The sequence below is a fragment of the Methylopila turkensis genome (assembly GCF_027922325.1).
GTDB classification, from domain to species: Bacteria; Pseudomonadota; Alphaproteobacteria; order Rhizobiales; family Methylopilaceae; genus Methylopila; species Methylopila turkensis.
In genome coordinates this window covers 155381-167734 of record NZ_BSFL01000005.1, presented here as the reverse complement: position 1 = coordinate 167734, position 12354 = coordinate 155381, and the positions used below count along the sequence as shown (strand labels likewise).

At 69.7% G+C, this 12354-nt stretch carries 11 protein-coding genes; 10 read left to right on the top strand and 1 reads right to left on the bottom strand.

Annotated features, from left to right (window positions below; genetic code table 11):
- Positions 1-91: 91 nt before the first annotated feature.
- A complete protein-coding gene (locus PKE78_RS17800) occupies positions 92-2227 on the bottom strand; it encodes a heavy metal translocating P-type ATPase (protein WP_271202267.1) in 2136 nt (711 codons plus the stop codon).
- Between the two features lie 66 nt (positions 2228-2293).
- Between PKE78_RS17800 and PKE78_RS17795 the strand changes: the two genes are divergently transcribed.
- The 10 genes from PKE78_RS17795 to PKE78_RS17750 all read left to right on the top strand — a co-directional run bounded on the left by PKE78_RS17795 (position 2294) and on the right by PKE78_RS17750 (position 12306).
- Complete coding sequence (locus PKE78_RS17795) at positions 2294-2719, top strand: MerR family transcriptional regulator (RefSeq protein WP_271202266.1); 426 nt, start codon at positions 2294-2296, stop codon at positions 2717-2719.
- 95 nt (positions 2720-2814) lie between these two features.
- Positions 2815-3216, top strand: a complete 402-nt coding sequence (locus PKE78_RS17790; RefSeq protein WP_271202265.1) for a hypothetical protein — start codon at positions 2815-2817, stop codon at positions 3214-3216.
- A gap of 71 nt (positions 3217-3287) precedes the next feature.
- The gene (locus tag PKE78_RS17785; RefSeq protein WP_271202264.1) at positions 3288-4559 is read left to right on the top strand and encodes a TolC family protein; all 1272 of its coding nucleotides are present in this window, start codon (positions 3288-3290) and stop codon (positions 4557-4559) included.
- The gene (locus PKE78_RS17780) at positions 4556-4933 is read left to right on the top strand and encodes a hypothetical protein (protein ID WP_271202263.1); all 378 of its coding nucleotides are present in this window, start codon (positions 4556-4558) and stop codon (positions 4931-4933) included. Before PKE78_RS17785 ends, PKE78_RS17780 begins: the two co-directional genes overlap by 4 nt.
- A complete protein-coding gene (gene ihpB, locus PKE78_RS17775) occupies positions 4930-6462 on the top strand; it encodes a divalent metal ion exporter adaptor subunit IhpB (RefSeq protein WP_271202262.1) in 1533 nt (510 codons plus the stop codon). Before PKE78_RS17780 ends, ihpB begins: the two co-directional genes overlap by 4 nt.
- 40 nt (positions 6463-6502) lie before the next feature.
- Positions 6503-9715 carry an efflux RND transporter permease subunit gene (locus tag PKE78_RS17770; RefSeq protein WP_271202387.1) on the top strand — a complete coding sequence of 1071 codons (3213 nt, stop codon included), beginning with the start codon at positions 6503-6505 and terminating at the stop codon, positions 9713-9715.
- Complete coding sequence (locus PKE78_RS17765; RefSeq protein ID WP_271202261.1) at positions 9712-10182, top strand: hypothetical protein; 471 nt, start codon at positions 9712-9714, stop codon at positions 10180-10182. Before PKE78_RS17770 ends, PKE78_RS17765 begins: the two co-directional genes overlap by 4 nt.
- Before the next feature lie 10 nt (positions 10183-10192).
- Positions 10193-11161 (top strand): cation diffusion facilitator family transporter, encoded by a 969-nt coding sequence (locus tag PKE78_RS17760; RefSeq protein ID WP_271202260.1) that lies wholly within the window; start codon positions 10193-10195, stop codon positions 11159-11161.
- A complete protein-coding gene (locus PKE78_RS17755; RefSeq protein WP_271202259.1) occupies positions 11151-11522 on the top strand; it encodes a hypothetical protein in 372 nt (123 codons plus the stop codon). The genes PKE78_RS17760 and PKE78_RS17755 overlap by 11 nt, the downstream gene beginning before the upstream one ends.
- Positions 11523-11640: 118 nt before the next feature.
- Complete coding sequence (locus PKE78_RS17750; RefSeq protein ID WP_271202258.1) at positions 11641-12306, top strand: Crp/Fnr family transcriptional regulator; 666 nt, start codon at positions 11641-11643, stop codon at positions 12304-12306.
- Positions 12307-12354: the final 48 nt, after the last annotated feature.

Here is a 12354-nt window from a genome sequence, read left to right as displayed (position 1 = left end):
GTCGGCGATGAGCCGCCGCAGCTTTTGGATCTGAATTTCCTCGGCCTCGTGTAGGCGAGCGAACCCATGAAGGTCTTGTCTGCGTTCACCCTCATCGAGCCGGCGCCGAGGGATCGAAGCGCAGCAGACGGAGCGCGTTGGCTGTGACCAGCACCGTCGCCCCGGTGTCGGCGAGGATCGCCATCCAGAGCGGGGTCGCGCCGATCAGGGTCGCAACCAGGAACGCGCCCTTCAGCCCGAGCGCCAGCGTGACGTTGACCCAGATGTTCGACAGCGTGGCGCGGGACAAGACCACGAGCTCCGCCACGCCGCCGACGCGGTCCTTGAGCAACGCCGCATCCGCAGTCTCGAGCGCCACGTCGGTTCCGCCCCCCATCGCCACGCCGACCGAGGCTGCGGCGAGCGCCGGGGCGTCGTTCACGCCGTCGCCAATCATCGCGACCGGGCCGTCCTTGCGATAATCGGAGATGGCCTCGAGCTTGGCGGCGGGCAGTAGCTCGGCGCGGTGCTCCACGCCAAGCTCGGCCGTGATCGCGGCGGCGGCGCGCGCGTTGTCGCCCGTCAGCATGACGGTGCGCAGCCCAAGCGCGCGCAGGCGCTCCAGTCCCGCCCTGGCGTCCTCGCGCGGGCGGTCCTTCAAGGCGATCAGTCCGAGCGCCCGCTTGCCCTCGCTCACGACCACGACAGTCGCGCCCTCGGTTTCGATCGTCGCGACGCGCCCAGCCGCCTCGGCGGTCAGGACGTCTTGTTCGGAGGCATGCCGCGGCGAGCCCACGGAAACGAAGCCCGACGACAGCCGGGCCGTCACCGCCTTGCCGGGAAGCGCGATCCCGCCGCCGAACGCGCGGGGGATTTCGATCGCCCGCGCCTCGGCCTCCTCGATGATCGCCAGACCAAGCGGGTGGCTCGAGCTGCGCTCCACCGCGGCGGCCTTGGCGAGGACGGCCTCGACCGTGCCGTCCAGCGCCACGACCTCGACGACCTTCGGCCGCCCCTCGGTCAGCGTGCCCGTCTTGTCGAACGCCACCGTCTTGACGCGCCCGAGCGTCTCGAGCGCCGCGCCGCCCTTGATGAGCAGTCCGCGGCGCGCGCCTGATGCGAGGCCCGAGGCGACCGCCGCAGGCGTGGAGATCACAAGCGCGCAAGGGCACGCGATCAGGAGCACCGCCAGCCCGCGGTAGATCCAAGTCTGCCAGTCGCCGTCGGCGACCAGCGGCGGGACCATGATGACGGCGAGCGCGAACGCCATGGCGGCGGGCGTGTACCAGCGGCTGAAGCGCTCGATGAAGCGCGCGGTCGGAGCCTTTGAGGCCTGGGCTTCTTCGACCATGTGGACGATGCGGGCGATCGTGTTGTCGGCCGCCGCCTTGGTGATCGTCACGTGCAGCTCGCCGTTGGCGTTGACGCTGCCCGCATAGACGCTAGCGCCGACCTCCTTGAGCACGGGTCGTGACTCGCCAGTGATCGGCGCCTCATTCACCTCGGAGGTCCCTTCGGCGACCGTCCCGTCCGACGGGATGCGGTCGCCGGGTCGGACCAGCACGAGATCGCCGACCTCGAGGTCGGTCGCGGGGACCGTCTCGATCGCGCCGCCCCGGATGCGCCGGGCGGAGCGAGGGATCAGGTCGACGAGCGCCTTCACCCCGGCCCGGGCGCGCCTCGCCGCCACACCTTCGAGCAGCTCGCCGACCGCGAACAGGAACACCACGACTGCGGCCTCGGGCGCCTCCCCGATCGCGATCGCGCCGATGGCGGCGACGGCCATCAGGGTTTCGATGCTGAAGGGCGTCCCGTTGAGCGCGCCGGCGACGGCGCGCCGAGCCACGGGAACGAGCGCGACGAAAGCCGCGACCACGTAGGGCCACGCCGCCCACTGCGGTTCGAGCCAAGAGACGCCCCAGGCCCCGGCGAGCAACGCGCCCGAAGCGAGAACGAGCCTGCCCTTCGCGGTCGACCACCACGGGCCTTCGGTCGCCGGATGATCATGACCCGCTGGGCCGGCCGCGGTCGGATCGATCGCCTTGAAGCCGAGACTGTCGACCTTGGCCCGGATCGCCTCGCGGCTGGTGCGGTCCTCGTCGACCGTGATCGACATTGAGGACGCGGCGACGCTCACCTCGACCTCGGCGACGCCCGGCAGGCGGCGCATAGCGGTCTCGATTTTTGCGGCGCAGGACCCGCAGTCCATGCCCTCGATGCGGAGCTTCAGCGCGCTGGCGGCGGCCATTTCGTCACCTCGACAATTCCGACGTGACGCACGATATGGACCCTGTAGCAACTACAGGGTCAAGCGATGTCTGATACGTTCGCGATCGGCGAGCTCGGGCGGGCGACCGACACTAAGGTCGAGACCGTCCGCTACTACGAGCGCATCGGCCTGCTGTCTCAGCCGCGGCGCACCTCGGGCAACTACCGCGCCTACGACCGCGGCCACCTCAATCGCCTAAGCTTCATCCGCCGCTCGCGCGACCTTGGCTTCTCGCTCGACCAGGTCCGTGCGCTGCTCGACCTCGCGGACCAGCGCGACCGCCCCTGCGAGGCCGTGGACGAGATCGCGCGGGGCCACCTCGCAGCGGTCGAGCGCAAGATCGCCGACCTCGAGGCGCTGCGCGACGAGCTTCGCGGGATGGTGCGTCAATGCGGCCACGGGGCGGTCCGCGACTGCCGGATCATCGAGGCGCTTTCGCCCGGCGACGCACTGGCCGCGGCGCCCGGTTAAGGACTCGTTGACGGCTTCCGGCCACCATCGGATCGCGGAGTCATGGCGGCCACGGGACTTGACACCGCCCCCCGTTTCCCCGGATGCGTTGCAGCATGGACGTTCTGTCGAAGGCGAGATCAACGCGTGTCTGGCGCTTCTGCGTCCGGGCTGCGGTCGCGCTTTGCCTTGTCGTCTTCGGCGTCGGCGACGCCGTCGAACGAAGCCTGGTGGGCCATTCGACCCTGGACTCGGCGCTTTCCTACGCGGTCTCGGCCGAGGCTTCGACCGGCGTCCTGAAGGACCATTCCGGCGTACACGCCGACGGACAGTCCGGGGACGTGGACATGAGCGGACAAATCGTCGGCCATGGTTGCCATGGCTGCGCCGCCATCCCTGAGCCCATGGTCCAGGTCGCGACATCTCCGATCTTGCGGGGCTCCCCCCTCGTCTGGGCTTCCGTGCCCTCGACGGCGGGACGCGAGCCACTCATCGACCTGCCTCCGCCTCGAGCCTGACCTGACGGAATCCGTGTCGGCGCGCGCCTGAGCCGCGTGCGCCTCCGCTCGTCAGTTCATCAGGTCAGATCATGTTTTTCAGAACCCGCGCGCTTGCGCTGGGGGCGGCGATCGCGCTGCTTCCCGCGCCGGCGACGCACGCCGCGCAACCGTCGCGGTCGCTCACGCTGTCTCAGGCGCTGTCGCGCGCCGTCGCTTCCAGCCCAGGTCTCGCTGCCGCGGACCGGGAGATCGGGGCGGCGGGCGGCCGGAGCCTCCAGTCCGGCGTCTTCCCCAATCCCGAGCTCTCCGCCGAGCTCGACAACGCCTTTGGCTCGAGATCCAAGCGTAATCTCGAGGCCGCCGAGACCACGCTGCAGATTAGCCAGCTCTTCGAACTCGGAGGCAAGCGTGAGGCCCGGATGGCGGTCGCCGCCGCCGACATCGACGCGGCGCACTGGGACCGGGCCGCGACCCGGCTCCAGGTCCTCGCCGAGACCGCGGAAGCGTTCGCGAGGACGCTCGGCGCGCAAGCCCGCGTGGCGGAACTCGAGGGACAGGTCGACGACCTCGACCGCCTCACTCCGCTGCTTCAAAGGCGGGTGGAGGCCGGCGCCTCGTCGAGCGCCGAAATCTCGCGCGGCCGTCTCGCCACCGAGACGACCCGCGTCGAACTCGCCAAGGCGAAGGCCTCGTTCCAGGCGGCGCGGCGCGAGCTGTCTGTGCTGATCGGGGAGAAGGCGCCGTCCTTCGTCTCCGTCGGCGGTGACCTCTCCCGCATCGGCGCGCCGCCCTCGTTCGACGCTCTGATGTCTCGGGCGCTGCAGACCCCGCAGCTCACGCGCTTTACGGCCGTGAGGGCCCAGCGCCGGGCGCTGCTCGCGGCCGCGCAGGCGAAGGCCGTGCCCGACATCACCGCGGGCGTCGGCTGGCGGCATTACCGTGAGGACCGCTCGAACGCTGTCATCGCCTCGCTCAGCGTGCCGCTCCCGGTGTTCGACCGAAACCAGGGCGGCGTGATCGAAGCGAACGAGACGCTCGCCAAGACCGAAGCCGAGAAGGCCGCGGCCCAGCGGGCCCTGACGGTGCTCGTCGGCAACGCCTACGAGGCTTTGAGGGGCTCCTATGACGAGGCCCGGCTCACCCGCGCCAACGTTCTGCCCGTCGCCCGCGAGGCTTACGACAGCATCCGCTCCGGCTACGGCGAGGGCCGCTACTCGCTGCTCGAGCTGCTCGATGCGCGAGCCGCGCTGTCGGAAGCCTCGCTCAAGGAGATCGACGCTCTCGTCTCCTTCCACTCATCGCTCGCCAGTCTCGAAGGCCTGACGGGATCCGCCCTCGTTCTGTCCCGGAGAGACAAATGACCCCGCCCAAGACCGCCCTCGCGGCGGCCGCGCTCCTGCTCGCCTCCGCCACCGTTTCGCTGGCGGCGCCCGCATCGACGCCCCGCGTCGTTCCGCTGCCCGGCTACGACGGCGCCTGGGTCTATGACGGCCGCACGCCGCCGACCTGCAACGCCCGGGACATCCGCGTCCGCCACTTCGCGGGCGACGGCCATGCAGACACGCATGCCGAACACGTCCACCTCGGCCACGGCCACAAGTGGTCGAAGCGGAACTTCAAGGGCTACCCGACGAAGCCGCCCTGCTACGTGCGCCGCGCTTCCGCTCGATCCGAAACCCCTGCCGACCTCGCGACCGCCGCGACCCGCAACGCCCTGTCCGGAGACCTGTCATGAGCCGCTCCTTCGCACGCGACGCCGCCGTTCTCGTGGTCGGGGGTCTCATCGGGGCCGGCGGCCTCTACGCCGCCCAGCAGGGACCGTCCGCGGTCGCAACCCAAGCGCTCGCGCTCTACTCCGGCCTGATGGGCGGTGACGGCCACGCACACGCCGAAGCCCCGAAGGCGCTCGCCGCCGCGGACGGTCACAAGGAAGGCGACGGCCATGCCCACGGCAAGGACGGCGCCCATTCGAAGGACGACGGCCACGGTCACGGCAAGGAGGACGACCACTCCAAGGACGACGGGCACGGCCATGGTTCCGGCAAGGACGATGGGCATGGCCATGGCAAGGACGATGGTCACGGCCACGACAAGCCGAAGCCCAAGGCCGACGCAGGCGCCCCGATCCAGGTCGCGGCCGCCGACGACCACAAGGAGGGCGATGGCCACGGTCACGGCAAGGAGGACGCGCACTCCAAGGATGACGGACACGGGCATGGGAAGGACGACGCCCATTCCAGGGACGACGGCCACGGACACGGGTCGGGCAAGGACGACGGTCACGGGCATGGCGCGGACGACGGCCATGGCCACGACAAGCCGCAGCCAAAGGCCGACGCCGGGGGCGAAGCGCCCCTGAAGATCGCAGCCGTCGACGCCAAGGACGACGGGCACGACCACGGCGCCGACAAGGAGGACAATGGCCACGGCCATGGGGCCGAGCTCCCCGAGGGCGTCGTCGAGCTGGGCGAGGCCAAGGTGAAGGCCGCGGGCATCGCGCTCGGCAAGGCGGGCGCCTCGACGCTGCGCGAGGAACTGCAGCTCAACGGCATCGTGCAGGCGAACCAGGAGGCGGTCGTGCAGGTCACGCCGCGCTTCCCCGGCGTGGTCCGCACGCTGTCGAAGCGTCTCGGCGACCAGGTGAAGAAGGGCGAGCTGCTCGCGGTCGTCGAGAGCAACCAGAGCCTCACCACCTACGAGCTGAAGGCCCCGATGGCGGGCGTGATCACCGAGCGGCAGGCCTCGCTCGGCGAATACGTCTCCGAGCAGAAGCCCGCCTTCGTCATCACCGACCTCTCGACGCTCTGGGTCGACTTCTCGGTCTACCGCCGCGACCTCGCGAAGGTCGCGGTCGGCGAGACCGTGCGGATCGACCCCGAGGACGGCGGCGAGCCGATCGAGGCGAAGATCTCGTACCTGTCGCCGATCGGGGCCGCGGACACCCAGAGCGCGGTGGCGCGCGCCGTGATCCCGAACGACGGCCGCTTCAGGCCGGGCCTGTTCGCGACGGGCGCGGTCGCGACCGCCGAGCAGTCCGTGCCGCTCGCGGTGTCGATCGACGCCGTCCAGTCGCTCGAGGGCCGCGACGTCGTGTTCGTCCGCGAGGGCGACCGCTTCGCCGCCCGCGACGTGACGCTCGGCCGCCGGGACGGACGGACCGTCGAGGTCGTGACCGGGCTCAAGGGTGGCGAGTCCTACGCCTCGAGGAACAGCTTCGTCGTGAAGGCAGAGCTCGCAAAGGGAAGCGCGAGCCATGAGCACTGATACGACGCGCACTGAGGCGGGCAACTACAAGCCGAACGGCCTGATCGAACGGATCCTGGCGTTCTCCATCGCGCAGCGCTGGATGGTGGTGTTCGCGTGCCTGGCCGTCGCGGCTCTTGGCGTCTTCAACTTCCTGCGCCTGCCGATCGACGCGGTGCCGGACATCACCAACGTCCAGGTCCAGATCAACACGACCGCGCCCGGCTTCTCGCCGCTTGAGGTCGAGCAGCGCATCACCTTTCCGCTCGAGACAGGTCTCGGCGGCCTCCCCGACCTCGACTACACCCGCTCGCTCTCGCGCTACGGCCTTTCCCAGGTCACGGTCGTGTTCAAGGACGGGACCGACATCTACTTCGCCCGCCAACTCGTGAACGAGCGGCTGCAGCAGGCCAAGGACCAGTTGCCCGCCGGGATCGAGACCGCCATGGGACCGATCTCCACGGGCCTCGGCGAGATCTACAATTACGTCGTCGACGCAAAGCCCGGCGCGAGAAAACCGGACGGGTCGGACTACAGCCCCGCGGACCTCAGGACGATCCAGGACTGGATCATCACCCCGCAGCTCCGCACGGTCCCGGGCGTCGTGGAGGTCAACACCATCGGCGGCTACGAGCGCCAGCTCCACGTGCTGCCGAACCCGGCGCGGCTGATGGCCTACGGGCTCACGTTCCGCGACGTGATGACGGCGCTCGCCACCAACAACGCCAATGTCGGCGCCGGCTACATCGAACGGAACGGCGAGCAGTATCTCGTCCGCACCCCCGGCCAGGCGCTGACGTCGGAAGACGTCGGCGGCATCGTCGTGAACTCCCACGCCGGAACTCCGGTCCGTGTCTCGGACGTCGCCGAGGTCAAGGACGGGCGGGAGCTCCGCAACGGCGCGGCGACGCTCAACGGCCACGAGGTCGTGCTCGGCACCACCATGCTGCTGATCGGCGAGAACAGCCGCACCGTCGCCGAGCGCGTCGCCAACAAGCTCGGGGAAATCCAGAAGTCGCTGCCCGAAGGGATCGAGGCTCGCTCCGTCTACGACCGCTCGACGCTGGTCGAGGCGACCATCGCCACGGTGGAGAAGAACCTCGTCGAGGGCGCGCTGTTCGTCATCGCGGTGCTGTTCCTGCTGCTCGGCAACATCCGCGCCGCGATCGTCACGGCCTTCGTGATCCCGCTCTCCATGCTCTTCACCATCACGGGCATGGTCGAGAACAAGGTCTCAGCGAACCTGATGAGCCTCGGGGCGATCGACTTCGGCATCATCATCGACGGCGCCGTGATCATCGTGGAGAACTGCCTTCGCCTGCTCGCCCACGAGCAGGAGCGGAGGGGCCGACTGCTGACGATGCAGGAGCGCTTCTCGACGATCCTGGCGGGATCGAGCGAGGTCATCCGGCCGAGCCTCTTCGGCACCATGATCATCGCGGTGGTCTACCTGCCAGTGCTCACCCTCACGGGGGTCGAAGGCAAAATGTTCACGCCGATGGCGCTCACCGTGCTGATGGCGTTGCTCGGCGCCTCGATCTTCTCGATGACCTTCGTGCCCGCTGCGATCGCGATTTTCGTCTCCGGCAAGGTGTCGGAGAAGGAGAACTGGTTCATGCGCGGCGCGCGTGTGACCTACGAACCCTTGCTTGGCCTCATGATCAAGCTGCGCTGGGTCGTGGCCCCGGCCGCGGTCGCACTGGTTGTCGTGACCGGGATCGCGGCGTCGCGCATGGGCGGCGAGTTCATCCCGAGCCTCGACGAGGGCGACGCGGCGATCCAGGCGCTGCGCGTGCCTGGCGCCAGCCTCACCCAGTCGCTGGAGATGCAGGGAGCGCTCGAAAGGCGCCTCATGCAGCTTCCCGAGGTGAAGGAGGTGTTCGCTCGCACGGGCGTCGCCGAGGTCGCGACCGACGCCATGCCGCCCTCGATCTCGGACGGCTACATCATGCTGAAGCCTAGGTCGGAGTGGCCAAACCCCAAGAAGACCAAGGCCGAGCTGATGGAGGACGTGGAGAAGGCCGCGGAGGAGATCCCCGGCTCGAACTACGAGCTCTCGCAGCCGATCCAGCTCCGCTTCAACGAGCTGATCTCGGGCGTGCGTTCGGATGTCGGCGTGAAGATCTTCGGCGACGACCTCGACACGCTGCTCAAGGTCGCGGGCGAGGTCCAGACGGTTCTTCAGAAGGTGCCCGGAGCCGCGGACGTGAAGACCGAGCAGGTCACCGGCCTGCCGATCCTGACCGTCAAGCTGAACCGCACCGCTCTCTCCCGTTACGGGGTGAGCGTCGGCGACGTGCAGGAGATCGTCGAGATTGCGGTCGGCGGAAAGGAAGCCGGGCAGATCTTCGAGGGCGACCGTCGCTTCGACATCGTGGTGCGGCTGCCCGAGCGGCTCCGCACCGACATCGAGGCGTTGAAGAACATCCCGGTCCCGCTGCCGACCCCGGACGGCAACGAGGCGCAGGCCAGTCCGGCGGTCCTGGGAGGCCCGCCGTCTTCCCGCACGCGTTACGTGCCGCTCTCCTCGCTCGCCTCGCTCGAGGTGGCTCCCGGACCGAACCAGATCAGCCGCGAGAACGGCAAGCGCCGCATCGTGGTCTCGGCGAACGTCCGCGACCGCGATCTTGGTTCCTTCGTGGGAGAGGCGCAGAGGCAGATCACCGAACAGGTGAAGCTGCCTTCCGGCTACTGGATCGGCTGGGGCGGGCAGTTCGAGCAGCTCGTCTCCGCCACGCAGCGCCTGACGATCGTCGTCCCGATCGCGCTCGGGCTGATCTTCGTGCTGCTGTTCATGAGCCTCGGCTCGTTCAAGGACGCGGCGCTCGTGTTCTCGGGCGTGCCGCTCGCGCTCACGGGTGGCGTTGCGGCGCTGTTGATCCGTGACATCCCGCTCTCGATCAGCGCGGGCATCGGGTTCATCGCGCTTTCGGGCGTGGCGGTGCTGAACGGCCTCGTCATCATCGCGTTCATCCAGAAGCTCCGCGACCAGGGGAAGGATCTGGTCGAGGCTGTGAAGGAGGGCGCGCTGACGAGGCTTCGCCCGGTGCTCATGACCGCGATGGTGGCGTCGCTCGGCTTCGTGCCGATGGCGATCGCGACCGGGCCGGGCGCGGAGGTGCAGCGGCCGCTCGCGACCGTGGTGATCGGCGGGATCGTTTCGTCGACGATCCTGACCCTGCTTGTGCTCCCGGCGCTCTACGTGCTGTTCACGCGGCGCCGGAAGCCGGACCCGGTTCCGGAGCCGGACGCAGCCGTGGCGGCCGCGTCATGAGGGCCGCGGCCGTCGGCGCGGCTGCGCTCGCTCTCGCGCTGGGGACATCGTCCCCGGCGCGGGCGCTCAACGAGGACGTGATGCGCAACGTCCTGTCCTCGGTGTTCCTCGCCCAGAACTTCACGGCCGTCTGCGTGCAGGTCGACCCCGACTTCGCTGAGGAGACGGGCGGCAAGGACGGCGACGCCTCCAAGGTGATCGCCCACATCAAGGACGAGATCATCGCGACGATGACGCGCGACGAGGCCGCGCAGATCGTCGTCAGCGCCGCAGGCGCGGCCCGTGCGGTCGGCCTCGGCATGATCCGCTCGCTCTCCGGCGGATCGGTCGAGGAGCAGACCGACAGGGTAAGGGCGCTCTGCGAGGGGACGGCGAAGCCGCTGGTGAAGGGCGTCGTCGAGAACCATGACGAACGGCACGAGTTCTTCGAGCAGATGCTCAAGGACGCGCGCCAGGGCCGCGGCTGAGGACGAGACGATGACGGCATCCGACGACCACGCCGGGCACGACCACGAACATGGCGGCAAGGTCGAGTCCGGCCACTCCCATGGACCGGGCGGGCACGCGCATGCGCCCGCCAGCTTCGGCAAGGCGTTCGCGATCGGCATCGGACTCAACACCGTCTTCGTCGTCATCGAGGCGGGCTACGGCTACGCCAGCAACTCGCTCGCCCTTGTGGCGGACGCGGGCCACAACCTGTCCGACGTGCTCGGCCTCGTGGTCGCATGGATCGCCGCGACGCTTGCCAGCCGACCGCCGTCGCCACGCTTTTCCTATGGCCTGCGCTCGTCCTCGATCATGGCGGCGTTGTTCAACGCGATCTTCCTGCTGATCGCGGTCGGGATGATCACCTGGGAGGCGATCCAGCGCTTCTTCGACCCCCGGCCCGTCGCCGGCGTGACCGTCATGGTCGTCGCCGCCATCGGCGTGCTGATCAACGGTTTCACCGCGTTCCTGTTCATGTCCGGGCGCAAGGGCGACATCAACATCAAGGGGGCCTACCTCCACATGCTGGCGGATGCGGGCGTCTCGGTCGCCGTGATCGTCGCCGGGCTGCTGGTGATCGTGACCGGATGGGAATGGCTCGACCCCGTGGTGAGCCTGATGATCGCCGCGGTGATCACGATCGGGACGTGGGGACTGCTGCGCGACAGCGTGACCATGTCGCTCGACGCGACCCCGCCGGGCATCGACCCCGCGGCCGTCGCCGCCTTCCTCCAGGAGCGTCCTGGGGTCGTCGAGGTCCACGACCTCCACGTCTGGCCGATGAGCACGACCGAGACGGCGCTCACCGCCCATCTCGTCATGCCCTCGGGCCATCCGGGCGACGCGGCCATGCGCTCGGTCGCCGAGGAGCTCGAGGAGCGCTTCGGCATCGCCCACCCGACGATCCAGATCGAGCTCGCGACGGGCTCCTGTCCGCTGGCGCCCGCCCATGCGGTCTGAAGCGGGGACACACGCCGTAGGAGTCATCCGCGCGCTTGCGGGCAAGGCGGCGGCGCTTGCGACGCTCGTCGCCCTACTGCTGCTCGCAGTGTCCCACGTCGAGATCGATCACGCCTCCCGTCTCGCGCCGGCCTCCGGCCAGCAGGCCGTGCTCGTGACCTCCGCGCCCTGCTCGGCCGCCGCGCTCGGACATGCCGGCTCGGGCGCCGCCGAATGCTCCGCCCCGTGCGTCGCGCCGCTTCCGGCCGCCCTCGCTTCATGGGCGGCGATCGCCCAGCGGTCCCCGTCGGTCCGGTCCCCGTGCCCCGGCCTCGACGGCGTCCACGTCGGTTTCGCCACTCCGCCTCCCCGGATCACCTGATCGCGCCATCCGGCGGATGCGGCGACGCCGTTCCGCCGACCTTGCTTTCAGCGACGCGTCCCTGACGCGACGGCCGACGCCGTCAGCGGGACGCAGGACCGACTCCGGGAACGAAGACATGATCACCCACTCATCTTGCGCGCACCCTGCGCACCAAGCGGACGACGCCGACCTGCTCGCGACCATCGAGGGCCACCAGATCGAGCTGCTCGCCCGCCGAATCCGGCTTTCCCGCGGGACGAAGCTCGACCTGCCGGGTCGGCACGGCTCCACGTGGGTGCTCGCCTCGGGAAGGCTCTCGGCCGAGACGATAACGTCCGACGGGCACGAGGCATTCGCGGCCGACGTCGAGCCGGGCGACGTGATCGGCGAGGCCTTCGCGTTCGAGCGCTGCGACACGCCGTTCGAGGTGGTGGCCGACGAGGCGTCCGAGGCCTGGTGCTTCGACGCGCGCGACTTCGCGGCCGCGTTCGAGCGCCACCCCGCCTTCGCCAAGGCGGTGGTGCGCGCGATGTGCCGTCGGCAGTGCCGGACGCTTCAGAGGATGTCGGAGGTCATGACCCTGCCGATGGCGGGCAGGCTGGAGGCCGAGCTGCTGCGGCTGGCGGCCTGCGACCCGTCGGGCCGGACGATCGGGCGGCTGCCGACGCATCGGCAGATCGCCTCGCGCATCGCGACGCAGCGGGAGGCGGTGACGAAGGAACTGAGCCGTCTCGAGCGGCGGGGCGTGATCCGCAAGGAACGCCATGGCCTGAGGCTCGTCGGGCCTAGCTGGAACGCCTGAGTTTGGGCGGGCCAGCCCGGGGGAGGGCTGGCCCTACGGCGCCGTCAG